At 39.8% G+C, this 24,230-nt stretch carries 22 protein-coding genes and 1 riboswitch; of the genes, 14 read left to right on the top strand and 8 right to left on the bottom strand.

Annotation, left to right across the window (positions count from 1 at the left end; genetic code table 11):
* Positions 1–47: 47 nt before the first annotated feature.
* Positions 48–1,226 carry a trans-sulfuration enzyme family protein gene (locus tag LVD16_RS25110; protein ID WP_233771050.1) on the bottom strand — a complete coding sequence of 393 codons (1,179 nt, stop codon included), beginning with the start codon at positions 1,224–1,226 and terminating at the stop codon, positions 48–50.
* 14 nt (positions 1,227–1,240) lie between these two features.
* A complete protein-coding gene (locus LVD16_RS25105; RefSeq protein ID WP_233771049.1) occupies positions 1,241–1,588 on the bottom strand; it encodes a 4Fe-4S binding protein in 348 nt (115 codons plus the stop codon).
* A gap of 252 nt (positions 1,589–1,840) precedes the next feature.
* Positions 1,841–1,963, bottom strand: a riboswitch (SAM riboswitch).
* 218 nt (positions 1,964–2,181) lie between these two features.
* Between LVD16_RS25105 and LVD16_RS25100 the strand changes: the two genes are divergently transcribed.
* Positions 2,182–3,231 carry a M42 family metallopeptidase gene (locus LVD16_RS25100; protein ID WP_233771048.1) on the top strand — a complete coding sequence of 350 codons (1,050 nt, stop codon included), beginning with the start codon at positions 2,182–2,184 and terminating at the stop codon, positions 3,229–3,231.
* Positions 3,232–3,238: 7 nt separating this feature from the next.
* Complete coding sequence (locus LVD16_RS25095) at positions 3,239–3,877, top strand: carboxypeptidase-like regulatory domain-containing protein (RefSeq protein ID WP_233771047.1); 639 nt, start codon at positions 3,239–3,241, stop codon at positions 3,875–3,877.
* Between the two features lie 4 nt (positions 3,878–3,881).
* On the opposite strand, the gene LVD16_RS25090 is transcribed toward LVD16_RS25095, so the two are convergent.
* Positions 3,882–4,325 carry a hypothetical protein gene (locus LVD16_RS25090; protein ID WP_233771046.1) on the bottom strand — a complete coding sequence of 148 codons (444 nt, stop codon included), beginning with the start codon at positions 4,323–4,325 and terminating at the stop codon, positions 3,882–3,884.
* Positions 4,326–4,508: 183 nt separating this feature from the next.
* On the opposite strand from LVD16_RS25090, the gene LVD16_RS25085 reads away from it, so the two are divergent.
* On the top strand, positions 4,509–4,982 hold the full coding sequence (locus LVD16_RS25085; protein ID WP_233771045.1) for a DUF6232 family protein: 474 nt from the start codon (positions 4,509–4,511) through the stop codon (positions 4,980–4,982).
* Between the two features lie 68 nt (positions 4,983–5,050).
* Here the strand turns inward: LVD16_RS25085 and LVD16_RS25080 are convergent, their stop codons facing one another.
* On the bottom strand, positions 5,051–6,097 hold the full coding sequence (locus tag LVD16_RS25080; protein WP_233771044.1) for a hypothetical protein: 1,047 nt from the start codon (positions 6,095–6,097) through the stop codon (positions 5,051–5,053).
* Between the two features lie 304 nt (positions 6,098–6,401).
* Here LVD16_RS25080 and LVD16_RS25075 point away from each other — a divergent pair, with 304 nt between their 5' ends.
* The 10 genes from LVD16_RS25075 (at position 6,402) to LVD16_RS25030 (ending at position 15,074) form a co-directional block, all read left to right on the top strand.
* A complete protein-coding gene (locus tag LVD16_RS25075) occupies positions 6,402–7,544 on the top strand; it encodes a T9SS type A sorting domain-containing protein (RefSeq protein ID WP_233771043.1) in 1,143 nt (380 codons plus the stop codon).
* A 77-nt stretch (positions 7,545–7,621) separates the two neighbouring features.
* Positions 7,622–7,819 carry a DUF3820 family protein gene (locus tag LVD16_RS25070; RefSeq protein WP_255697742.1) on the top strand — a complete coding sequence of 66 codons (198 nt, stop codon included), beginning with the start codon at positions 7,622–7,624 and terminating at the stop codon, positions 7,817–7,819.
* Positions 7,820–7,959: 140 nt separating this feature from the next.
* On the top strand, positions 7,960–8,481 hold the full coding sequence (locus tag LVD16_RS25065) for an RNA polymerase sigma factor (protein ID WP_233771042.1): 522 nt from the start codon (positions 7,960–7,962) through the stop codon (positions 8,479–8,481).
* Between the two features lie 3 nt (positions 8,482–8,484).
* Positions 8,485–9,249, top strand: coding sequence for a HEAT repeat domain-containing protein (locus LVD16_RS25060; protein ID WP_233771041.1), 765 nt, complete (start codon positions 8,485–8,487; stop codon positions 9,247–9,249).
* Positions 9,250–9,291: 42 nt separating this feature from the next.
* Positions 9,292–10,062 carry a DUF4097 family beta strand repeat-containing protein gene (locus tag LVD16_RS25055; protein WP_233771040.1) on the top strand — a complete coding sequence of 257 codons (771 nt, stop codon included), beginning with the start codon at positions 9,292–9,294 and terminating at the stop codon, positions 10,060–10,062.
* A gap of 19 nt (positions 10,063–10,081) precedes the next feature.
* Positions 10,082–10,828 (top strand): DUF4097 family beta strand repeat-containing protein, encoded by a 747-nt coding sequence (locus tag LVD16_RS25050; protein ID WP_233771039.1) that lies wholly within the window; start codon positions 10,082–10,084, stop codon positions 10,826–10,828.
* A 267-nt stretch (positions 10,829–11,095) separates the two neighbouring features.
* Positions 11,096–11,290: a hypothetical protein gene (locus tag LVD16_RS25045; RefSeq protein WP_233771038.1), complete on the top strand. Its 195-nt coding sequence runs from the start codon at positions 11,096–11,098 to the stop codon at positions 11,288–11,290.
* Between the two features lie 40 nt (positions 11,291–11,330).
* Positions 11,331–12,077, top strand: coding sequence for a hypothetical protein (locus tag LVD16_RS25040; protein ID WP_233771037.1), 747 nt, complete (start codon positions 11,331–11,333; stop codon positions 12,075–12,077).
* Positions 12,078–12,081: 4 nt separating this feature from the next.
* The gene (locus LVD16_RS25035; protein WP_233771036.1) at positions 12,082–13,107 is read left to right on the top strand and encodes a S8 family peptidase; all 1,026 of its coding nucleotides are present in this window, start codon (positions 12,082–12,084) and stop codon (positions 13,105–13,107) included.
* A complete protein-coding gene (locus LVD16_RS25030; protein ID WP_233771035.1) occupies positions 13,104–15,074 on the top strand; it encodes a hypothetical protein in 1,971 nt (656 codons plus the stop codon). The genes LVD16_RS25035 and LVD16_RS25030 overlap by 4 nt, the downstream gene beginning before the upstream one ends.
* 58 nt (positions 15,075–15,132) lie before the next feature.
* Here the strand turns inward: LVD16_RS25030 and LVD16_RS25025 are convergent, their stop codons facing one another.
* Positions 15,133–15,561 (bottom strand): hypothetical protein, encoded by a 429-nt coding sequence (locus tag LVD16_RS25025; protein WP_233771034.1) that lies wholly within the window; start codon positions 15,559–15,561, stop codon positions 15,133–15,135.
* Between the two features lie 173 nt (positions 15,562–15,734).
* Here LVD16_RS25025 and LVD16_RS25020 point away from each other — a divergent pair, with 173 nt between their 5' ends.
* On the top strand, positions 15,735–21,305 hold the full coding sequence (locus LVD16_RS25020; protein ID WP_233771033.1) for an alpha-2-macroglobulin family protein: 5,571 nt from the start codon (positions 15,735–15,737) through the stop codon (positions 21,303–21,305).
* Between the two features lie 77 nt (positions 21,306–21,382).
* On the opposite strand, the gene LVD16_RS25015 is transcribed toward LVD16_RS25020, so the two are convergent.
* The 3 genes from LVD16_RS25015 to LVD16_RS25005 are packed head-to-tail and all read right to left on the bottom strand — an operon-like array spanning position 21,383 to position 24,218.
* Complete coding sequence (locus LVD16_RS25015) at positions 21,383–22,201, bottom strand: mechanosensitive ion channel family protein (protein ID WP_233771032.1); 819 nt, start codon at positions 22,199–22,201, stop codon at positions 21,383–21,385.
* 56 nt (positions 22,202–22,257) lie between these two features.
* On the bottom strand, positions 22,258–23,568 hold the full coding sequence (murA, locus tag LVD16_RS25010) for a UDP-N-acetylglucosamine 1-carboxyvinyltransferase (protein ID WP_233771031.1): 1,311 nt from the start codon (positions 23,566–23,568) through the stop codon (positions 22,258–22,260).
* Positions 23,568–24,218, bottom strand: a complete 651-nt coding sequence (locus LVD16_RS25005; protein ID WP_233771030.1) for a DUF4290 domain-containing protein — start codon at positions 24,216–24,218, stop codon at positions 23,568–23,570. Before LVD16_RS25005 ends, murA begins: the two co-directional genes overlap by 1 nt.
* Between the last annotated feature and the right edge of the window lie 12 nt (positions 24,219–24,230).

Raw genomic sequence — 24,230 nt, 5'->3', positions numbered from 1 at the left:
ACTTTTTGTGTTTTGAATTTCTTAGGTTAGGTTCTTTAGGTTTTCTTCTATTTAGAAGCGGTTAATGCATTTTCAATATCTTCAATAATGTCATTCACATTTTCAAGACCAGCAGCTATACGTACCAGGCCAGGTGTAATGCCCACATTGGCTCTTTCCTCATCTGTAAGTTTAGAGTGTGTGGTAGACGCCGGGTGAGTAGCAATGGTTCTTGAATCTCCCAGATTTGCAGATAACGATAGCATTTGCAGGCCGTTTAAGAACTTTCTACCTCTGTCTATTCCGCCTTTTACTTCGAAAGTGACTATGCCACCGCCAAGCTTCATTTGCTTTTTGGCTAATTCATATTTAGGGTGAGACTTCAAGAAAGGATATTTTACTAATTCCAATTCTTTGTGTCCTTCCAAATACTCAGCTATTTTCTGAGCATTTTCACAATGTCGGTCCATTCTTACTGCCAATGTTTCCAGGCTTTTAGATAATATCCATCCGTTAAATGGTGAAAGAGAAGGTCCGCTGTGACGAGCGAAGAATCTGATTTTCTCAATGATCTCAGCATCTCCTAAAATGGCGCCACCTATTGTTCTTCCCTGTCCATCCATAAACTTGGTGGCAGAGTGGGTAACAATGTGTGCACCGAACTTTGCAGGTTGCTGTAAGTATGGTGTGGCAAAGCAGTTATCAATATTTAAAATAAGGTTATGCTTATTAGCCAGCTGTCCTAACCACTCCAGGTCTATTATATCTAAGGCCGGATTGGAAGGTGTTTCAGCAAAAATCATTTTAGTGTTTTTGTTGATTTTAGCTTCCCATTCATCCGGGTTATTGATGTCAGCATAAGAGTGCGTGATACCCCATTTAGGGAATATCTGAGTGAAAATCTGATGTGTAGATCCAAACACTGATCTTGAAGCCAGTACATGATCTCCGCTTTCTAGCAGGGCAGCCATGCTGCAAAACATAGCAGCCATACCTGAAGCAGTAGAAATACCATCTTCAGTGCCTTCCAGAATGCAGAGTTTATCTATGAACTCATTATTGTTAGGGTTAGAATAGCGAGTATAGATATTACCTTCTACTTCTTCATCAAACAGGGCTTTGGCGTGCTCCGCACTGTTAAAAGTGAAGCTTGAGGTCATGTAAATCGGAGTAGAGTGCTCATTATGAGGCGATTGCTCACTCTGATTTCTTATTGCTTGTGTTTCGAAATGTTTGTACTTAGACATATCAGTTTAAAAAATTAGGATGCGTGTAACCATTCTTGTTTCTGTGCCAGCTCATCTTGCTCCTCTACATAGTCAGGGTCAGGTACGCAGCAGTCAACCGGGCAGACGGCAGCACACTGCGGCTCCTCGTGAAAGCCAACGCATTCTGTGCATTTACCTGAAACAATGTAGAAAAACTCTTCTGAAAAGGGTTCTTGCGGCTCGTCGCCAGGTACTTCGGTTCCATCTTCTAGTTCTACAGAAGTGAGTTCAGTACCATCAGACCACGCCCAGGTAGCGCCACCTTCATAGATAGCAGTGTTAGGGCATTCGGGCTCGCAAGCTCCGCAGTTGATGCATTCGTCTGTTATATATATGGCCATGTTAAAATCTTTTTAGTGTTAGAAAAATTAGGTTGAATTTTACCCGATAGAGCGTACAGGCTCAGGAAGGCTAGTTGCCTTAGAGGGTAATGCTAAGAAAATAAAAGTGATATTAACTTCTTAGCCGCAACAGCAACAACAACAGCAGTTGATGTTAAAGAAACTGTGGGCAATAGTAATGAAGTTAGAAGCCAGATCTTTGGCTATACTTTTGAGTTCGAATGTGTTCTTGGTACTTTTCATTGATCAGTCAATTTATATTCTCCCTTTTTGCATTTGCAAAACTTAGGATCAGGATTTGGCACCTGTATCATTTTTTGATTGATGGTTGCCAGAGGGTCTTTGAGCCTGTCTCTCACCTCTTCTTTATAAATCAACTACTATCTTGAAGTAATTGATACCGTAAAGATAAACAGCTTCTTCACAGAACTGCAACTTTTCTGAATGAATTTTTTGGAAATTAGAGATTTTGCATTCCGTAAATGATTTTGTCGCTCATGTACTAAATATCAAATTGGCGTAAACAGAATGTATTCTTAAATGGTTAATATTGACCAGGAAAACGATTTTATGATCATTAAAAATATAACACAATGTCTGTAGATGTAGAACTACTTAAAAAAATATGCGAAGCTCCCGGAGCTCCTGGCTATGAGAGCAGAATTAGAAACCTGGTAATAGAGCAGGTAACACCTTTGGTAGATTCAGTAGAGGTAGACAACCTGGGTAATGTGATTGCTCTGAAGAAAGGTACCTCTTCTGATAAGAAGGCCATGGTAGCGGCTCACATGGATGAGATTGGCTTTATTGTGACTCACATCGATGATGAAGGCTTTGTAAGGTTTACCACTCTAGGTGGGTTCGACCCGAAAACACTTACCGCGCAAAGAGTGATCATCCATGGTAAAGAAGATGTAATAGGTGTAATGGGTACCAAGCCTATACACGTAATGGAGCCTGAGGAAAGAACCAAAATGCCGAAGATCAAAGATTTTTATATAGATCTGGGTATGGGAAAAGAGGAGGTTCAAAAAGTGGTTTCTGTAGGTAATCCTATTACTCGTGAGCGTGGTCTTATTGAAATGGGCAACTGTGTAAACTGTAAGTCACTAGATAACCGAGTGTCTGTTTACATCCTTATAGAAACATTAAAGAAGTTGAAAGATTGTCCTTATGATGTTTATGGTGTATTCACTGTGCAAGAGGAAGTAGGCTTAAGAGGTGCTAACGTAGCGGCTCATACCATTGATCCTGATTTCGGATTTGGGCTTGATACTACCATAGCCTATGATTTGCCAGGTGCATCCAGCCATGAGAAAATCACATCATTAGGTAAAGGTACTGCCATTAAAATCTTAGATGCTATGACCATCTGTGATTATAGAATGGTAGACTATATGAAAAAGACCGCTGATGAAAATGGTATTCAGTGGCAAACTGAGGTGCTTACCGCAGGAGGAACAGATACAGCTGGTCTTCAGCGAATGGGTAAAAGAGGTGCTATTTCAGGGGCAGTGTCAGTTCCTACGCGCCACCTGCATCAGGTAATAGAAATGACACATAAAAAAGATATAGATAGCAGTGTAGACCTACTTACGGCCTGCCTGCAATCATTAGATAAATACGATTGGTCACACAAATAATAGAGAGATGAAAAGTAAGGCAGTACTACTTGTAGGATTATTATTAATCAGTGTTAGCTTATTTGCGCAAAGAAGCGCACCACCCACTGTCCGAGTTTCCGGCGTGGTGGTAGATGCAGACACCAAGGAGGCGCTGCCTTACATCACTATTCAGGTGGAGGGAAGTATGTACGGAACCTCTTCTGATAATAGTGGTTATTTTTCCGTTTTTGTACATCCTGGTGATACACTTACCTTTTCTTCCATCGGATATAATAGGTCATCCTTCGTGATGCCATTTGAATTGAGCTCAGATCAATATACGCTTATGCAGCTGATGAGAAAAGAAACAGTATTGTTGAATGAACTGGTTGTATTTCCATGGCCTTCTAAGCAAAATTTTGAAAAGGCCTTTCTAGATACTGAGCCTAAAAGAGGAATGCCAGATCTGGTAAGAGAGGTGAAAAGAGATATTGCTCAGACGGTAGAAGAAAATACAAAATCAGAGTATCAATATGATCAAATGAGATATAGCCGTTTATATGAACTCACTGGTCAGATGCCTCCCAATAATTTTCTGAATCCTATGCGTTGGTCTAATTTTGTCAGAGACCTCAAATCTGGTAAGATCAGTAACAGCAAGAGTGATGTAGATGATGAGGATTAGAACCTCATTTTACCTGAGCTCGGGAACACTTCTTTTTTAAATACTGAATCACTTTGCTGTAATCAGTGTGTTCCTGGTAAGAAAGGTTGAGGTTTTTCTTATTATTAAATTCAATGGCCACTTCTTTATAGGTTCCGGTGGCTGTTTTTACACTAGTTTCTTTCCAGCTGGTAATATCTTTCAGGTCGTATTGTAACTTTCTGAACTGAACGGGATAACTGATTTCAATCTTGTTCTTTCCGATAGTTACAGATTTATAACCCACAATTACTTTAATGGCCAGTCCAATTCCTATCGGGTATAATAATGAGGTAAGCACATACTGGTACCAGGCAGGGTGATCACTCTTAAGTATCAGGGTAGTGATATAAACAGCAATACCCACAGCCAATGCTATGAACAAGCCTAGAGAGAATAAAGTATTTCTTTTGGGTTTAGCTACTATCAATGTCTCTTGTTTTGGTGCAAAGAAACAAAAAGGTGAAAAAAAGACACTGAGTTGGGGAAGAATTTACTCGAACAATCAATGTTTCATCCTAAAATACGCCGAATCTGGCCTAATTCTCCCTCAGGCATTCCTTTTGTATAACTAAAAGTATTATCAGCCATATTCAACTAAACATTGAAAAAGATGAAAAGAGAAGAAATTATATATACAGACGGTCACGGTGTAAAAATTACAAGAGACAAGTTCTACACAGAAAAAAAAGAGTATAACCTTGAAGGTATTACTAATATCAACTTGCAGAGATTACCAGCTAGTAAAGCTCCTGGAATCATACTATTTGTGCTGGGTTTTCTGGGCATTCTGCTAGGTTCATTAGAGCTTTTTGCGGATTGGACAATGAATACTGATGGAGCCCTTTATGTATTTGACACGAATATGCTATCCATAGGAATGGGTGTAGTACTTATCTTCGGAGGAATTATTTGGATGATTGCCGCTAAAGATAAATATGCAGTAGAGATCAGAACTGCTGAAGGTGATAAGAGACCAATCATAAGCAAAAGCAGAGAGTATGTAGCTCATATCACCGGTGCCTTGAAAAAAGCTTATTATAGATATGTGAAGAAAGAAAAAGTGGAGACTGTGATAATCAGTTAATACAATTGCTAAAATAAATCCTTGAATATATTGCACAAGCCCTGGCCTAAAAGCCGGGGCTTTCTTTTTTATATGGGAAACTGATAAGGAGACTTTTGGTCAAAAACAGTTTCAAGGCTAGTTTTTAATATGTCGCCCATGGTATTACATTTTAAAAACGCATCTTTATTATAATGAGTCGCCAAATCCTCCTTTAAGGTTTGGGTATTCTCTTCTGTAGATATCTGATCTTTAGACATTACATCAATCAGTTTATTGATCTTGTCCTTACTGGCTTTATATCTGGTGGCAATTAAAAACCTTTCTTCTTTTTGATATTGCTTTACGGTTTCCGGAGTCATGCAGGCAATTCCCATTTGAATCAATGGATTATTCTGCTTAAAATATTGCGGTAGGTAAATGGATTTCCTGCCCTCGTACGACTGCTGGTCAAAGTCGATAGCTCTTATGCGATAATCTACATCTTCAAAATCGGGCGTTATATCTATCACAAAGTTACTGGAATGCATATCTCCAAGAAGCCTTACAAAGCAGCGTTCATTGAACTTTACAAACTCTTTAGCCAGCCTGATCTTATTTACATTATCATTATTCATGTGAGATTTCATGAATTGATCGCCGGGAATGCCTACAATGTGCTCTTCAATGAGAGTATCTCTATCTACCGCATAAGCAATTCTGTTGGGTGAGAGAAGATGCTCTATCTCCAGGCCATAAATTCTTGAGGCATCAGCATTTTTAATGTAGAAATAGTCGAAGTTATCATTGATTCGATTGACAATTCTAGCTCTGAAAGGTTGCGTATTGCCGTATACACAAAGATCAATTCTATCTACAAACAGGTGCTCCATCACTGACATGTCCCCATCGGCCTTTATAATGGCATATATCTTCTTTAGGCTATTGTGGATATGCCGCATATCATCTTGTGGATATAATATGGTTTCCCAAAGCGTGTCCTTATCATTTTTATCAATCAGCGCGATAGAATTATCATACCTCAATAGATCAGAGTAGGTAATTGGAAACGCTATTTCTCTGTCATTCTCTTTCAAATACTCCCTAAACGGATCAGAGACTTTATAAGTGTTTTTCTTCTTACTGATGATAGCCATACTCTAAGTTATGACATATAATTCAAATCTAGTGGAGTGGATATTACTCATGTGTGATAAAATAGTATTTATTTCTTTTTTGTTAAAAATCAGGTCGTTTATTGGATAAAATGAACATCAAATTATGGTGGGATATTTTCCATATTTTGGAATAGATAATGTGATTTGGGAAAAAAAGATGAGTATAGTGAAATATATAAATAGCCTAAACGATTAATTTAAAGCGTTTTAGCGGTTTTTGGCACAAGTGGTATTTCATTTGAAATGTAGGAATACGAACACGAACAAAAACTGCAAAAAGACGATGAAAACTTACACAGTACTTTTCTTAATGATTATCTCAATCTTCGCTTACGGACAGGACGGATACTACTCAAATAATAACTACCAGGGCACATGGTTAAATGATGCAAGCTGGAATAAAAGCCAAACTTGGATGGGAAACAACCCAGGTCCTAATGTAGGTGGAGCAGCCGCTTATGTAGATGTATATGGCATTATTACAAGAGAAGGAAATTTAACTTTAGGAGGAAGCTCAGCGGTGACGATATATGATACCCTTTGGGTAAACGGAGATTTAATAGTGGGTGGAGGTTCATCACTTACAGTAGATGATAATGGTTTACTTATTATAGAAGGTGATTTAAGAACAGAAGGTGGTACTGTAACAGTCAATGATGGTAGAATCATCGCTAAATCTAATTTAAGATCAGTGGGTGGTTCTAGTGTAGAGAACTCTGGTTCTGGCTCAAATGCTTTCTACGTTTTCGGAGGTGTTTCAAGAAATGGTGGTGCTGAGTTTAACGGTAGCAGAAATGCAGAAGATGGATACTTCCTTACTGAATCTGATCTTTATAACGATGATCCTGCTCTTTATAACTACGTGATGACAGGAACTTTACCTGTAGAGTTTTTATATGTAGATGCAAAAATCACTAATGGTGTGGCAATGATAACATGGGCTACTGGTTCAGAGTTAAACAATGATTTCTTCACATTAGAAAGATCTACAGATGGCATCAACTTCCAGGAGATTGCTACAGTGGATGGAGCCGGTAATAGCTCAGATGTAATTGAGTATTCAGTGGAAGATTTCTCAGCTGCTAACGGAGCTAACTATTACAGAGTGAAGCAAACAGACTTTGACGGTCAGTATGAGTATTCTAAAGTAGTAAATGTTTTCAACGAGGCTGTAAGAGCTTTAGAAGTAACTGCTTTCCCTAACCCTGCTACTGATCAGTTAAATGTAAGAATAGATGGTTTCGGATCAGATGAAGTTACTGTAGAGTTAACTGATGACAGAGGAATGGCAGTATACACAAATACATTTGATAGCTCTTTCGAAAATGTAGCTCAAATAAATGTATCTAACTTACCATCAGGATTATACATTGTAACACTTAAAACTTCTATCTATAACTTGACTACAAGAGTGCTAGTGAAATAAAAATATTAAAAGTGCAGTTTATGTTCCAAGGCCTGTCGGGGATTTTCTCGGCGGGCCTTCTTTGTTATATTTGTCCTATGGAAGAATTCGACATCAATAAAGCCAGACAAGAAATGGCGGAGTTACTTAACTATAAAATGCCTTTTGGGAAATATAAGGGCATGAAATTGATGAGTCTTCCTGAAGACTATCTCGTATGGTTCCGTCAAAAAGGTTTTCCTCCCGGAAAGCTGGGGCGCTATTTACAGATAGCTTTAGAAATGAAAAATGGCTAATTAACCACCTTTCCTCTTCCTCTCTTTACTGGTTATGAATAAATTTTGATATTTATTGTAACCATTATTACTATGCCTGGTATCCAACCCTGAAAACAATAAAAACGAAGAGAGACATTCTGATGACGGATGAAATGCTTATGTCAGCTGTGAAGGACGGAGACCTGAAAAAGGCCTCAGTACTTTTCGATAGATACAACCGACAGCTTTACAACTTTTTTGTAAAGATCACTTTTGATCGTGATCTGGGGCATGACCTTACTCAAAATGTTTTTCTCAGAATGCTTAAGTACAGGCAGTCATATCAGGAAGGTAAGAGCTTTAAAAGCTGGATATATCAAATGGCCAGAAACATCTATGCTGATCATTATAGAAAAAACAAAATGCTCTACTCTGACTATATGGAGGCTGAAAATATCAGTGATAAGATGAATGCCATTGATGAGAGTATCATGGCCGGTGAGCAGGAGAAACTTCTGTATATATCACTGTTCAAATTGAAGCCAGAACACAGAGAAATACTGATCCTCACCAAGTTTCAGCAGCTTAAATATGAAGAGGTGGGCACTATTCTGGACTGTACTGTAGCTAATGTAAAAGTGAAGGTGCATAGAGCCTTAAAGGATTTGAAAGAAACATTCATGCTATTAGAAAAACATTAAGACATGGAGGAAAAATTGAAAGATCTAATACTGGAATATATAGATGGCAACCTAAGTGGTGAGCTGGAAAAGTATGTGGCTAAGAATATTCAGGAAAACGAGGAGTGTAGGAAGTATTATGAAGATATACAAAAGACCTACCAGCTTCTAGAATCTGATATTGATCTCCAGCCTGATAGTAGCCTAAAGCTGGATTTTGAAAAAGCCCTGGAAGAAGAAATCGCGGCTGAGAAACCAAAAGGAAAACAGGTTTATTTTCCCATGTGGAAAATGGCGGCCTCTGTAGCATTGGTATTATCTGGTGTGTTCATCGGTGCCTGGTGGATGAAAGGTCAGAAAAACGACCAGATTGATGCGCTGGCTAGTGAAGTGCGTGCTACCAGAGAAATGGTTTTGCAATCACTTGATAATCAGCAGTCTGCCAGTGCGCGTCTGCAAGGGGTAAATGTAGCCTATTCAGTGGATAAAGCAGATGATGCTATTTTGAAAGCATTGGTTCGTACGCTAAATAATGATGAAAATACGAATGTTCGCCTGGCAGCTATGGAGGCACTGGCACGGTTTAGCGATCAGCCAGGGGTAATGGCAGCACTACTTTCTTCTATGGAAAAGCAAACCGATCCAATAGTGCAAATTAACCTGATTAACCTAATGGTTTCATTAAAAGAAAAGGGCGCAGTAGGTAAGCTGCAAGAGATCATTCAAAGTGATAGTACACAACAGGCCGTGAAAGACGAAGCGCACATGGCCGTATACAAATTGATATAACACAACTCAAATAAATAACAACAACGACAAAAGTTAAAACAGATGAAAAGTAAGATGAAATATGTAATGCTCGTAATGATTTGTTTTGCTCTGAGCCCGGTTATGGCGCAGTATAAAATACCCATGAGTTCAGGATTGCTGGAGCTAAGTGAATTGTACGATGTGCAGGTAGAAGGATATTCTGGTAATGAAGTGATCATCTCCACCAAAGGGAAGTATGATATTCCAGAACGAGCAAAAGGATTAAAACCAATCAATGGCCTTGGTCTTACAGATAATACTGGCGTAGGCCTTTCTGTAAAAGATGATGGCAAAGAGCACAAAGTAGTTTCACAGGTGGCCAGAAATTCCGATGTAGGTTATATTGTAAAGGTGCCTAACGGCGTGCGAATAAAATATGTTAACTCTTCTATTCATGGAGATGACTTTACAGGAATGAATATTCAAGGTGAATTAGAGGTATCAACTCATGGAGGCAGTATTAAGCTGAAGAACATTTCTGGGCCGGTAACTTTGAGTTCTGTTCATGGTGATATTGAAGTAGTAATGGCAGATAAGATGAATCAGAGTATGCCAAGCGCCATTACCTCTGTACATGGAGATGTAGATCTGGCTGTGCCAGCTGGTAGCAATGCCGCTTTCGAAATAGCCACCACCTGGGGTGAAGTATATTCTGACCTTGATTTAAAAGTAGATCAGCCTGATGGTATGAAAGTATATGGTGCCAAGAAAATAAGTGGTAAGCTGGGCAATGGAGGTAGTAAAATAGCCCTTTCTTCCACTCACGGAAATGTATACCTAAGAAGCAAGTAACTCAAAATCCCTACTAAACATGCGAGTGATTATATTATTGCTGCTTATAAGCAGTGCTGGGAGAGTATTGCCCCAATCAAAAATAGAAAAGTCATTTAATGCGGGTTCTGCTTCGGCTATTCATCTAAAGTTCACCTACCCGGAGCTTATAAAAGTATCTTCATGGGATAAGAATGAGGTGTTAATAAAAGGAACGGTAACTATTAATGGTAATCAAAATAATGATGCCTTTCAATTGACCGGTAAAATGGATAACGGTGAGCTTTTTATTCATTCAGAAATAGTAGGCTATGATAAGCTGCCTAAGACTATAACTGTTAAAAAAGATGGAGTTACTCATTACTTTAATACTGATAATATGAATGATCCCGAGGTACAAAAGATCATGAAAGATGGTCAGCACAGCTATGCTACTCATGGTGTTAACACCAAAATTCAGCTAGAGGTGATGGTGCCGAAAGGTAAGTCGTTAAATGTGGTGTCTAAATTCGGGACAGTAGAAATAAAAGGTATACACGCTCCGGTAGAGGTCACTTCGAAGTTTGGAGGAGTAGACCTGGCTGTAGATGGCGCAACAACCTCTGATTTAACGGCCAAAACCCAATTTGGTCAGATTTATTCTAACCTGGATAATAACTTTGAAAAGGTAGGTCAGGAAGGTGATGGTCCGGGGAAATGGACCGAAATAGTATCTCACAGTAAGGGACGCTACCGGGTAATCCTTGAATCTAAATTTGGTGATGTCTATCTCAGGAAAATAGATTGACATTTAAATACTAAGCCTCATAACTCTCTGGTTGGTTATGAGGCTTTTTTTATCATCATAGACCAGATTTCCCACCATCAGCATAATTATCAAAGGGTGTTTATTGATAAACAAGGGTGAAATTCCCCTCGCTTTAGGAATTGTATTCTTGTAATTTTAGTAAGGTAAAACAAGAGAAGTATTCAATAATTTAAAGAGTAATTATTGATTCATCGCTAAGTTTGAACTACTTTCATAAATAAACCTAAATTAAACCCTAAACTCGCTATGCTTGGTTCTCCCATTCTGGAAGTTGTTATAGGTATTGTTTTTATCTACCTCTTGTTCAGCTTACTGTCTACCATAGTAAATGAGCTGATTGCTGCCTCCTTTAGACTAAGGGCTAAAAACTTAAAAAATGCTATCCGCCGTATGTTGGATGGCAATCAGGATGCGTCTAAACTATCAGAGGATTTTTTATAACCACCCTTTGATCAAATACTTAAGTCGGACCGATAGGAGCATGCCCTCCTACATTCAGCCAAGAACGTTCTCTAAGGTGCTAACAGAAATTATTGTCACGGCCAGAGAGGTTGATAAAATTGGAGATGTAGCTAAAGATACTGTAGTTGATTTTGTTGATAGAATTGAACAAATGGGCATTGCCGGGGATAGTATAGAACTCCTAAAATCATATGCTCGTGAGGCCAATGGAGACTGGGCAGTGTTTGAATCCAAGCTGGAAGATTGGTTTAACCAAACCATGGAGAGAGCCAAGGGATGGTATAATCGAAAGTTGAAAAAAATAACTTTCGTGGTAGGCTTAACCATCGCTATAGCTTTTAATATCGACACCATTCAGGTATATCAGGTGCTCAACAGAAATGCTGAGGTTCGTGAGGCTGTGCTACAGTCTGCCACGGCTTATGTGAATAATCATAAGAAAGACACAATAGATGCCCCTACCGATACTACTAAAACAGTGGTACAGGTGAGCGAAGAGTTGGGTAAGTTTTTAAATAAACAGATACAGCCCAGCACAAACATGCTTGGGCTTGGCTGGAATGATGAAACACTGAGAGGCTGTGGAGCATCAGTATCGGGTTTAGCATGTATTTTCTTAAAGCTTGCCGGTTGGTTTATCACCGCATTAGCCATCTCATTAGGATCGCCTTTCTGGTTTGATCTATTGAATAAACTCATAAGTCTCAGAGGATCAGGAGATAATCCTGATAAACAGCCATCTACTAAAAAGCAACCTGTAGGCTAAGCTCATGATGAAGGTAAGATCAAATAAAGATGTATTTATAAGATCAAAGGAGCCATTTCTGAGAAATTGGAATAAGAAAGGTGTGCTCTATGAAGGCCAGGAAGTAGATGTTGTGCAGGAGGTGAAAGGGGAGGCCCTTCAAGGAAATAGTGTTTGGTATCAGGATAAGAATGGTGATTATTATTGGAGCGGAGGCTTCACCAAAATAGTAGAGCCCAGCCTTATTGATTTTAAAAGCCTGATCGATTATTCGGTTTTGGTGAAAATTAATGGTCAGCTACCAGTTCTGGCTAGTAAAAAGGTGGTAGTGGCAGTTCTGGATACTGGTATTTACAGCCATCCGGATCTAAATGGTGCAGTGGTGGAGGCTAAGTCATTTGTAGCTGGCCAGGGTAATGATAATAACACAGGTCATGGTACTTCTATGGCTGGAATTATTGGTGCAAGAACCACCGCTACTAAAGGGATTAAAGGTCTGGTGCCTAACTGTAATATCTTAGATTATAAGGTTTTAAATGATACGGGCAGTACCAATATCGATGCCGTAAAAGCAGCTCTAACATACATTTTAAGTGGAAATGGACCACAGCCAGATGTGATTAATATGAGCTTTTCTGTAGCCAGCACAGATACTATAGCAGACTTGATAGCCCAAGTGGTGGCTAAGGGAATATTAGTAGTGGTAGCGGCTGGTGAAGAGAATATTTTTCAGTTTAAGAAAAAATCCATACTGTCTAATTTGCCAGGTGTAGTATCAGTAGGGGCGGCTCAAGGCAGCTACCTGTCAGTGTCAACCAGTGCATATCCAGTTCTTGATTTTGTTTTTGATAACGCAAAACAATGGTCGGCCTTCAAGCCGCCGACCTATTATAATAATGCGCCGGGTGATAGTATTTACACCGCGGTGGTAAGTGGTCTATTGGCTAGAGAAGTGGCAGCCGGCAGTGCAGATGCCTTAAATTTCTTGAAACAACGAGCTTTTGGCTTATCTGACTATGAGGCCGGATCTTTAAAACTATACAAGCTATGAAAAATCTGATTTGTGTTGGCTTACTATGCATTTGTCATTTGGCAGTAGCTCAAAATCCGTATTGGGACGCAGTTTTTCTGAGTCAGTACGCAACCAACTCTGGCAATCGAGTTAGCATAGATCTTACCAAACTAGATTCTCTAAAGAAAATAGAGATATTTTCTAAGTATATACAATCAGGGCAAAGCGTTGAGGATCAGTTTAATGTGATCACAGTAAATCCTCTGATAGCCATTACGGGTGAGCAGCACACTGATCAGGAAGGAAAGATCAAAGGAATGGTTTCCAATGCTTTAAGTGCTGCAGGATCGTTAGATGTAACTAATTTTGCTGATGGCTTGGCTAAGTTTCTGGTAGAGCGAACAAAAGAGGAACTTTCTATCTCTTTCTTTCAAAAGTTTGAAGAGGAGCTGGAGAAGCAAAAGAAACTACAATTGCTTTTCCCTATCACTTATATCAATCTTAGGCTGCTTGGAGAGGATATTTACATGTTCTCAGGATATTTAGAAACGCTTCGAGAAGGCTTTCAAAGAGATATAGCTGACATGCTGGAAAATATTAAAACTCTGGTGAATGATAAGGAGATGGATGAGGTATTTAAAAGTCATCCTCAGATAAGGATTATTTTATCAGATGCTATTTTTCTTACTCAGCAGTTAAAAGCAGGGCAGCATATTGGTGATGCTCTGAATAACTACATCATATCCGGTGAAGCCGATTCTGCCCGATTGGAAACTATTAATGAGAATCTATACCCTTCATTAGTAACGCTTAATTTTCTCTCACAGTCCATTAGAAATAAGGCTGGTGCAGACACTTATTATATATCATTTGCTCAAATGAAAGCCCTTGATAATGACGTAGTTCTGAAAATTTATCTCGGTCTGCTTTATCAGGAAATAGCGCTGTTTCAGCAAAGTCAGCATCATTTAATTATTGGAGGTAGACCTGTGCTTACTTTATTAGAGGAGGCCTCTAAAGGAGCCGAGAAGCTTATGAAGTTCCGAGAGAAAGTGAAGGATCTGATTTCCCCAATTATTAATGAAGGCGCCATTGTTGATCAGAAGTATACTACGTTAGAAAATGCTACCAGTGCTGGCAAGGATGCTGATGCACAGGAGTATTATGAATTAATCAATGCATCAGTGCAAATAGTGGAAACCAGTGCCTTGATCTACAGGTCAGTGTCAGGTGAGGAAGATGCTAGCAAAATTCAAAAGTATATTGACGCATTTAAGAAATTGGGAGATCTCTACGCTGATATACGTGAGAAAAGGTATTCTTCAGCAGTCACAGATTTTGCCAGCCTTTATCAGGAAATGGTGATCAATAGTTTGGCTAATGACACGCTCAAGGAAAAGCATCAGAAGTTTCTGTCTCAAACGGTGAAGTACGGCACCTTCGCAGCGCTGGTGGCTAAGGCGGAGAATAGTGATCAGGTGAAGGACGCGATAGATGCTGTGGCTCTTCCGGTAGGTAGCTCCAGGATTAAAAGAGAAAGCTCCTTTAATGTAGCACTCAACGCTTATGTAGGGCTGTATGGTGGAGCTGAAAATATTGAGGTAAACGATAGCGAAAATTATGAATTGGCCGCTGGGCTATCGGCTCCTGTGGGTGTGGCTTTGAGCTGGGGAATAGGTGGTAAGAAAGAAGGTAGAGGAGGTAAGTCTATATCCCTATTCCTTTCTATGATAGACATTGGTAGTATGGCTTCCTTCAGGTTTAACGATGATAATACTGAAAGTGTACCGCAAGTGCAGCTAAAGGATATCATTTCTCCGGGAGTCTTTGGAGTCTTTGGCTTTGGAAAATGTCCGGTTTCGTTAGGAATGGGCTACCAGATTGGTCCTCGCCTGCATGATATTAATGCGGATGCCGCTTCGGTGGTGAGCGATACATATGGTAGGTTCTCAGCTTTTATTGGAGTAGATATTCCAATGATAAATTTCCATACCAAATCAAAGTAGGAAAAGAAGGTTGTTCCCAAATACTTTAAGTCAGCTCTTTCGAAACAACCTTTATATTTTACTGACCTAATACAGTCTTTGCATTGGTCATGGCATTTTGCATTTGCTCTTTTACATCAGAAATTTTTTCCTTCTCATTCTTGTAGTAATCCATTACGGCATCATGATCCGGATTATCATCTTGTGGTTCAAACTTGTGCATCCAGTCCATCATAACATCATCAGCTTTTTCTAACTCTTGTATGGCTGATTCGTACGTTTTAAGCTCGTCTTCTGATAATGAATTCTGGTCTTTGCCAATATCATATTTCTCTTGTAGCTCACCTTTTAGCTTCATAATGTTATCCATTTCTGGCATAATAGCATCATGGATGTCCATTACTTCATCATAAAGCTCTTTTTCGGCTCTTTCCTCTGGTGGCACTTCTTTGTTTTCAATCTCTATATTTTCAGTATCAGTAGACTTTTTGCTGTCACAGGCAGTCATGGCCAAAAATATTAAGAGGAGTATTTGAATTTTTTTCACGATATCTGTCATTGTTTGTAAACAAAGGTATAGATAACAAAAATTTCATACAAGGGAGCGTAATAATGACTGAATTTTAGGATTATTTTCCGATATTGTTGATCCTTATTTTTTAATATCAATTTTTACTTGTCATGGCTCAAAAGAATACCACCCGGATCATTTTAGGAGGGGTTTTTACGCTTGCATTAATCATAGCAGGCATTGTTTATTTCACCAATAATAGTAAAGCGGAAGTTACTCAGGAAGAACAAATTAACCCTGCTTTTAGCGCTTATATTTCATCGTACACTGCTGGTGTGGTCACGTCTAATTCTCCAATCAGGATCAGACTGGTGGCCAGTGTTGCAGATTCGAGTCAGGTAGGCAAGCCGGTGGATGCCGATTTGTTTGATTTTGAGCCTAGTATCAAAGGTGAGGCCACCTGGATAGACGCCAATACAGTGGAATTTATACCCGCTGAAAGAATGACATCAGGTATCACCTATACAGTTAACTTCTATCTCTCTAAACTGATGGAGGTAGCTGATGATCTTAAGACTTTTACGTACCAGTTTCAGGTAGTACAGCAGAACTATGACCTGACAGTTGAAAACATTGAAACGGTTGAAGGTACTAAGCTCACTAAGCAGAATATCATCGGGGTGGTATATACTGCCGATTATGCTGATGATGAGAAGGTTGAAAAGCTTATCGAGGCAGTTCAGGATGGAGCTCAACTGCCTGTGAAATGGCAGCATACAGAAAACGAGCATCATTTTGTAATCTCTGAGGTCACGAGAAAGGATGTAGAAAGCCAGGTGAAAATTTCTATGCATGGAGATGCCATAGGCGTAGATAAAGATGACGAGGAGATGGTAGATATTCCAGCTCTGGGAGATTTTTCGGTGCTAGACATAAAAGTAGTGCAGAGCCCTACTCAGTATGTAGTGGTGCAGTTTTCTGACCCGCTGAAACCTAAGCAAAATCTGGACGGATTAATTACTATTGAAGGTTTAAGTTCTTTGGATTTTGATATCAAAGAAAATCAGGTTTATGTATATCCGCCAGCTAGGCAAGCAGGTACTAAGAAAGTAATCGTTTCGTCAGGCATTAGAAATATATTGGATTACCGCATGAGCAAAAGCGAGACCCACCAGGTTACATTTGCTCAGCTAAGTCCTGCCGTCAGGGTAAAGGGCAAAGGTAGTATTTTGCCAAGTTCAGACGGCCTGGTTTTTCCATTCGAGGCAGTTAGCCTAAAGGCTGTGGATGTAGAAGTGATTCAAATATTTGAGAGCAATATCATTCAATTCTTACAGACCAATGATCTTGGAGGAAATCAATACCTCAGAAGAGTGGGTAAGCCAGTTTTGAGAAAAACAGTGGCCTTAAACACCAGCGGAGTGGTAGACTTGGGGAAATGGAACAGATTCACACTAGACATTTCTGAGTTAATAAAAACAGAGCCGGGTGCCATTTATCAGATACGCATCAGCTTTAGAAAGTATCAGTCAGTCTATTTCTGTGGAGAATCTGCAGCTGAAGAGGATATGAAGCCACTGGAAGAGCAGGATTGGACAGAAGATGAGGACAAGTTCGATGCCTGGGATTCTTACAGAAGCTATAGGTATAATTCTGATTATAGGTGGGAGGAAAGAGAAAACCCATGTCATGTTTCATATTACCTGGCTCAAAGTCCGGTAACTAAAAATATTCTGGCATCTGATCTGGGCATGATAGCCAAGAGGGGAAACAGCGGTGAGCTGCAAGTGGCAGTTACAGATCTTAGAACCACGGAGCCAAAAGCAGGAGTAAGGATCGATGCCTATAATTTTCAGCAACAGGTTATCAGCTCGGCCATTACCGATGCTGACGGTAAAGTGTACATCAACGACCTAAAAGAGTCTCCTTTTGTGGTCGTAGCCACTGATAATAAGCAGAAAGGATATTTAAAGTTAGATGACGGCTCATCCTTATCATTAAGTAATTTCAATGTAAGCGGATCTAAAATTCAGGAAGGCTTAAAAGGCTTTATTTATGGAGAAAGGGGCGTGTGGAGGCCTGGAGATACCTTGCACCTAACTTTCGTTTTGGAAGATGAGCAAAAGAAAATTCCAGAAACGCATCCAATTATCATGGAGCTTTACGATCCTTCATGGCAGTTAGTAAATAAGGTGGTGAAAGCGCAAGGTGAAAATGGCTTTTATGACTTTAAAATGATCACGGATCCTGAAGCACCTACCGGCAACTGGACCGCCAAGGTTAAAGTAGGAGGAGCTGAGTTCTCGCAGAGAGTGAAAATTGAAACCGTAAAGCCAAACAGATTAAAGATTAAACTTGATTTTGGTACAGAGAAAATTACCGCGGGTGATAATCAGTTCACTGGAGATTTGGAAGTGAGCTGGCTGCACGGAGCACCGGCTAGAAACTTAAAGGCTGAGTTTGAAATGCTTCTGGCACCAACTACCACCAAATTTGAGAAATATCCCGCCTATACTTTTGATGATCCTGCCAGAGATTTTAGTAGTGAGAGCAAGAAAATATTTGAAGGATATGTAGATGATGAAGGAAAAGCTACGGTCAATGCCAATTTAAGTACTGAAAATCAGGCTCCTGGAGCTCTTAAAGCATATTTTACGGGTAAGGTGTTTGAAGAAGGAGGCAACTTCAGTATCGATAATTTCTCATTGCCATATTATCCTTATGAATCTTTTATAGGAATGAAACTGCCTGAAAGCAAAAGATGGAGCAGGCTATTTTATGATAAAACTAATCAGCTAGATGTGGTTACTGTGGATGCCAATGGTAAACCGGTATCTCGTAATGACCTGGAGGTAGAGGTATACAGGCTGGAATGGCGCTGGTGGTGGAACCAAGAAGATGAGTCGCTGGCAAATTATATCAGCCGATCTAGTATGACACCGATAGTGAGGGGCAAGTTAAGCACTGTAAATGGCAAAGGTACCTATAGCTTCGATCTTAATAACTGGGGTAGATATTATATCAGAGTTTGCGATCCTGTAAGTGGCCATTGTACAGGTGAAGTGCATTACACCAGCTGGGGAGGAAGTAGAGATGATATGCCAGGAGGTGCCACCATGCTGAGCTTCACGGCAGATAAGGAGAAATACCAGGTAGGCGAGGAAGTAACCATAAAAATACCAAGCAGTAATAAAGGAAGAGCTTTAATAAGTATAGAAAATGGAAGCAGAGTTTTGGAGAGCTATTGGATCCAGACTCAAAATGGAGAGACTACTTTCAGCTTTGAGGCAACAAAGGATATGGCTCCTAATGTCTATGTATTCGTCACCTTGCTGCAGGAGCATAAACAAACAGTTAATGATTTACCAATAAGGCTATATGGCGTGGTCTCCCTAGGAGTGGAGGATCCGAATACTATTCTGAAACCTGAAATAAAAATGGCCGATGTGCTTGCACCAGGTGAGGAGGTATCTATTACCATATCAGAGAAATCTCAGAAAAAGATGACTTACACGGTGGCTGTAGTGGATGAAGGCCTTTTGGATCTTACCCATTTTAAGACACCGAATCCATGGAATACTTTCTATGCACGTGAAGCTCTAGGGGTTAAAACCTGGGATCTTTTTGATGATGTCATGGGTGCTTACGGAGGTAAAGTAGAAAGACTTTTGGCAATTGGTGGTGATGAAGAAGGAACCAAAAATGCCACCGCTAAGGCCAACAGGTTTAAGCCTGTAGTGAAATATCTGGGGCCTTTTACTATCGATAAAGGAGATTCCAAAACTCATAAATTCACCATGCCACAGTATGTAGGATCTGTGAAAACAATGGTGGTAGCAGGTAATCAAGGGGCTTATGGTAGTGCGGAGAAAGCTACTCCAGTAAGGCAGCCATTAATGGTGCTTGCCACTTTACCTCGGGTTTTAGGGCCTGAAGAGGTGGTAAAGCTTCCAGTTACAGTGTTTGCCATGGAGAAATCGGTGAAAAATGTAAAAGTACAGGTTAAGGCCAATGACATGTTGGAAATCGTAGGTCCATCATCAAAAAATGTAACCTTCTCCGATATTGGGGATCAGGTGGTGTATTTCGATATAAAAGTGAAGTCAAAATTAGGTATCGGTAAAGTGGAGGTAAATGCTACTTCCGGAGGTGAAAAGGCTCATGATAACATAGAGCTGGATGTTAGAAATCCTAACCCACCACTCACCGCCGTTCTGGATGAACTAGTGCAAGATGGGCAGAGTTGGAATACAAACTTTGAGGTAGTAGGTATGCCAGGAACCAATATGGCTACATTAGAAGTGTCGAATTTACCACCATTGAACCTGAAAAAGAGATTATCTTATCTATTAAGGTATCCATATGGTTGCGTTGAGCAAACCACCTCGTCAGTATTTCCGCAGCTATACCTATCTGACCTGGTAGAACTTGACGATAAACAGAAGTTAGAGGTTGAAAGGAATGTGAGAGCAGGTATAGAACGACTAAAAAGATTCCAGAGAAGTGATGGTGGTTTTTCCTATTGGCCAGGAGCGGATGATTCTAACAGCTGGGGAAGCTCTTATGCCGGACATTTCTTAATAGAGGCTGAAAAGAAAGGGTACAACGTGCCAACAAATATGATCAGGCAGTGGAAGAGATACCAAAGAAGAAAAGCCGCAGAATGGAGAAGAACTACCAATGGTTACTACAATAGCACACTGATGCAGGCCTACAGGCTATATACTTTAGCTATCGCCGGAGTTCCTGAATCTGGAGCAATGAATAGGCTAAGAGAGGAAGGAAATCTGGATATCAACAGTTCATGGAGGCTTGCTGCAGCATATGTTAGAGCTGGGCAGAAAGAAGCAGCGCAGAAGCTGGTGGAAGGTTTAACTACTGATGTGAAGGACTATCGGGAGTTAGGATATACTTATGGCTCGGGGCTGAGAGATGAGGCTATGATCCTGGAAACTTTAACCTTGTTAGGTGAGAAGAAGAAGGCCTTTTCTGTACTTCAAAGTATTTCTAAGCGCATGAGTGCTGCTAGCTATTATATGAGCACCCAAACTACAGCATATTGTCTAATAGCCATTGGCCAGTATGTAGGTATCGATGGAATTGCGAACAAGGAGTTAAAATATACTTATACGCTTAATGGGAAGACCATGAAGGTGTCTACAGATATGCCAGTGGCTCAGTCTGAACTAGATGCCAACGAGCTTAATTCCAATAGTTTTAAGATTCAGAATACTAGTGACGCTGTTCTCTACGCCAGAATCATTTTAGAGGGAACGCCAGTGAGAGGTAATGAGAAGGCTACGGCTAATAACCTAAAAGTGAAAGTGTCATATGTAAATACAAAGGGTGAATTTATCGACCCTGCAACTTTAGAGCAAGGTCAGGATTTTGTAGCTGAGGTTACAGTGACCAATCCAGGATTAAAAGGACGCTATCAGAACCTTGCGCTTTCTCAGATATTCCCGTCAGGGTGGGAGATCCATAATACCAGGTTAAATGATATGGAGCAATTTAATAGTAAGGATGTGCCTGATTATCAAGATATTCGAGATGATAGAGTGTATACCTATTTTGATTTGAATCGAAATGAAAGCAAAACCTTCAGAGTATTGCTTAATGCGAGTTATCAGGGTACATATTATCTGCCAGCAGTGAGCTGCGAAGCCATGTATGACAATGATATCAGTGCGAACACCGAAGGTAAAGAGGTGAGAGTCCTCAAAGCCGGAGGAGGTAGCTGATAGTTCACGAAGTCTATAAAACAAAAGCGCCTGACTTATTCAAGTCAGGCGCTTTTGTTTTATAATGTACAAACGAATTATTTTTCGTTGTAAATATGCACGTCTCTTTGTGGAAATGGAATAGAAATGCCGTTAGCATCAAACTCCAGCTTCACATTCTCCTGGAAGTCCCAATAAACAGCCCAGTAGTCTGCTCTGTTTACCCAAGGTCTTACATTGAAGTTAACAGAACTATCTCCTAAACTAGCTACAGTTACAGAAGGCGCAGGGTCTTCTAATACTCTGGCGTCATTCTTAACCATGTTTTCAAGTATTTCCTTAGCCTTTTTGATGTCATCATCATATCCAATACCGAAAACCAGATCCACTCTACGTGTATCATTGGCTGAGTAGTTCTTTATTGAGTCGTTTGAAAGCTGTCCGTTAGGTACAACTATTCTTACGTTATCTGGTGTAGCTAAAATAGTTTGGAAGATCTGAATCTCCTTCACTGTACCAGCAACACCACCGCCGTCAATATAATCTCCTACTCTAAAAGGTTTCAAAGTAAGGATGATTACTCCACCGGCAAAGTTTTGTAGTGTTCCTTGTAATGCTAAGCCGATAGCAAGACCTGCGGCACCTATAATGGCCACAAAAGAGGTCATTTCAATGCCTAAGGTGGCTAGTACGCTAAGAATTAAAAGAACTAATAATAAGTTGTGAAACAGATTTTTTAGAAATGGCTTCAAGGAAGCATCCACATTTCTATTATCCATAAATTTAGCGAAGGTCCTGGAAAGGAACTTCACCACCTGTAGCCCTATAAAAAGGATTAAAGCAGCTTTAATGATCATTAGACCCACTTCCACACCTCTGGTGGCCAGGAAGGTCTTGGCCTGCTCTAAGTATTCCATGTAATTCTGATTTTTTGTTTAGAAATAAGTATCAAAGGTTAAACGCTACCAGCTACCTATTGTTCTATCCTTTCTATCTGAGCACCTAACCTTTTTAGTCGTTCGTCAATATTTTGATAACCACGATCAATTTGCTCTACATTGGAAATAATACTTTCTCCTTCTGCAGATAATGCTGCAATAAGCAGAGATACACCAGCTCTGATATCTGGTGAGGACATTTTTATACCTCTTAAAGGTTGTTTTCTGTCCATACCAATAACAGTAGCTCTATGTGGATCACAAAGAATGATTTGAGCACCCATGTCTATCAGTTTATCTACAAAGAATAGACGGCTTTCAAACATTTTCTGATGCACCAATACTGTACCTTTTGCCTGAATGGCTGTAACTAATACAATGCTTAAAAGATCAGGCGTAAAACCAGGCCATGGCGCATCTGCCACGGTCATGATAGATCCATCAATGAATGTATCTATTTCATAGTGCTTTTGTGCAGGTATGATAATGTCATCATCTCTGAAGATCATATGCACACCTAGTCTTCTGAATACTTCAGGGATAAGCCCAAGATTCTCTACACCAGCATTTTTGATCGTGATCTCAGACTGAGTCATGGCCGCAAGACCTATGAAACTACCAATCTCAATCATATCTGGTAATAAAGTATGCTCTGTGCCTCCAAGCTTTTCTACACCTTCTATCACTAATAGGTTAGACCCAATACCTTCAATTTTTGCTCCCATGCGGTTAAGCATTTTGCAAAGTTGCTGTAGGTATGGCTCGCAAGCAGCATTATAAATAGTGGTTTTTCCCTTAGCCAAAACGGCTGCCATTACTATGTTGGCTGTTCCAGTTACTGAAGCCTCATCAAGGTGCATATAAGTTCCTTGAAGGTTAGAGGCATCAATGCTGTAAAAGCTCTCTTTAGAAGAGTAGTTAAACTTAGCACCAAGCTTTTCAAAGCCGATGAAGTGAGTATCTAGCCTTCTTCTACCGATTTTGTCACCACCTGGCTTAGGTATTTTCGCCTTGCCATAACGGGCTAAAAGCGGACCTAAAATCATGATGGAACCACGTAATGAAGCGGCTTTAGTTTTATATTGGTCAGACTCTAAGAAGTCTACATCTATATCTTTGGCAGTAATTCTATAAGATTCTGCATCTAACTTTTCTACAGTAGCACCCAGATCGCCAACAAGCTCTATAAGCTTATTTACGTCTCTGATGTTCGGTATTTTATGTAAAGTTACCGGCTCTGCGGTGAGTAAGGTTGCAGCTACAATCTGAAGAGCCTCATTCTTAGCTCCTTGAGGTATAATTTCACCTTTTAGGGTGTGTCCACCCTGAATTTTGAATGAACCCATTAATTTCTTCTTCTCCTCCTGTTGTTGTTATTATTGTTTGATTTTCTGTTGTCAGACTTACCTGATGGCCTTGTATTAGTCTTTTTCTTGGCTTTGTATAACCTTTCGAATAGGTTATCTTCTTTTACCTTTTCAAGATCGATATCAAGCTTGCCTTTAGAAATGGTTTTGATGTTTTCAAGAATGATCGCATCATCTATCACTTCTTTGTTCCAGCTGCTGTAGAAACTCTTCATGAGCTTGCCAATATAAATAATGGCATCTTCACGTTCCTGAGGATCTTCTTTCTCTATTGCCTGGTTGATCAAAAGCTCGATGTTTTTACCATAGTGCTTGTATTTTACATCATTGTAAATATACTCTAGCCTCTTTGGTTTTTTGTTGATCACATCTGTTTCCGGAGGAGGAAATGGACCATCTATATCAAGGTTAAAACCAGACATTATGTATAAATCATCCCAAAGTTTTTGGTTGGTTTCAATAGTCTCTTTTACTGAAGGTGTTACTTGTCTCATCAGCTCTATTAAAGTAGCAGCCTTTTGAGACCTTTCTTCCTTATCTTCAATAGTTTGTATATACTTTACCAGCTTTTGTACATTTCTGCCGTACTCTTTGAGTATAAGGTCAGGTTGGCTTGTGTTATATTCCATTATTTGGGGATT

The sequence above is a fragment of the Fulvivirga ligni genome, assembly GCF_021389935.1.
Classification (GTDB): Bacteria; Bacteroidota; Bacteroidia; order Cytophagales; family Cyclobacteriaceae; genus Fulvivirga; species Fulvivirga ligni.
The sequence above is the reverse complement of the archived record's forward strand: the minus strand, read 5'-3'. Positions and strand labels throughout refer to the sequence as shown.

Bases quoted from the DNA above. Each gene is read 5' to 3' on its own strand.
- LVD16_RS25050 (WP_233771039.1), top strand. From the start codon at position 10,082: ATGCGAGTGATTATATTATTGCTGCTTATAAGCAGTGCTGGGAGAGTA.
- LVD16_RS25095 (WP_233771047.1), top strand. From the start codon at position 3,239: ATGAAAAGTAAGGCAGTACTACTTGTAGGATTATTATTAATCAGTGTT.
- LVD16_RS25035 (WP_233771036.1), top strand. From the start codon at position 12,082: ATGATGAAGGTAAGATCAAATAAAGATGTATTTATAAGATCAAAGGAG.
- LVD16_RS25030 (WP_233771035.1), top strand. From the start codon at position 13,104: ATGAAAAATCTGATTTGTGTTGGCTTACTATGCATTTGTCATTTGGCA.
- LVD16_RS25015 (WP_233771032.1), bottom strand. From the start codon at position 22,201: ATGGAATACTTAGAGCAGGCCAAGACCTTCCTGGCCACCAGAGGTGTG.
- LVD16_RS25020 (WP_233771033.1), top strand. From the start codon at position 15,735: ATGGCTCAAAAGAATACCACCCGGATCATTTTAGGAGGGGTTTTTACG.
- LVD16_RS25085 (WP_233771045.1), top strand. From the start codon at position 4,509: ATGAAAAGAGAAGAAATTATATATACAGACGGTCACGGTGTAAAAATT.
- murA (WP_233771031.1), bottom strand. From the start codon at position 23,568: ATGGGTTCATTCAAAATTCAGGGTGGACACACCCTAAAAGGTGAAATT.
- LVD16_RS25060 (WP_233771041.1), top strand. From the start codon at position 8,485: ATGGAGGAAAAATTGAAAGATCTAATACTGGAATATATAGATGGCAAC.
- LVD16_RS25080 (WP_233771044.1), bottom strand. From the start codon at position 6,097: ATGGCTATCATCAGTAAGAAGAAAAACACTTATAAAGTCTCTGATCCG.
- LVD16_RS25005 (WP_233771030.1), bottom strand. From the start codon at position 24,218: ATGGAATATAACACAAGCCAACCTGACCTTATACTCAAAGAGTACGGC.
- LVD16_RS25105 (WP_233771049.1), bottom strand. From the start codon at position 1,588: ATGGCCATATATATAACAGACGAATGCATCAACTGCGGAGCTTGCGAG.
- LVD16_RS25100 (WP_233771048.1), top strand. From the start codon at position 2,182: ATGTCTGTAGATGTAGAACTACTTAAAAAAATATGCGAAGCTCCCGGA.
- LVD16_RS25070 (WP_255697742.1), top strand. From the start codon at position 7,622: ATGGAAGAATTCGACATCAATAAAGCCAGACAAGAAATGGCGGAGTTA.
- LVD16_RS25075 (WP_233771043.1), top strand. From the start codon at position 6,402: ATGAAAACTTACACAGTACTTTTCTTAATGATTATCTCAATCTTCGCT.
- LVD16_RS25065 (WP_233771042.1), top strand. From the start codon at position 7,960: ATGTCAGCTGTGAAGGACGGAGACCTGAAAAAGGCCTCAGTACTTTTC.
- LVD16_RS25040 (WP_233771037.1), top strand. From the start codon at position 11,331: ATGCCCTCCTACATTCAGCCAAGAACGTTCTCTAAGGTGCTAACAGAA.
- LVD16_RS25045 (WP_233771038.1), top strand. From the start codon at position 11,096: ATGCTTGGTTCTCCCATTCTGGAAGTTGTTATAGGTATTGTTTTTATC.
- LVD16_RS25110 (WP_233771050.1), bottom strand. From the start codon at position 1,226: ATGTCTAAGTACAAACATTTCGAAACACAAGCAATAAGAAATCAGAGT.
- LVD16_RS25055 (WP_233771040.1), top strand. From the start codon at position 9,292: ATGAAAAGTAAGATGAAATATGTAATGCTCGTAATGATTTGTTTTGCT.
- LVD16_RS25025 (WP_233771034.1), bottom strand. From the start codon at position 15,561: ATGACTGCCTGTGACAGCAAAAAGTCTACTGATACTGAAAATATAGAG.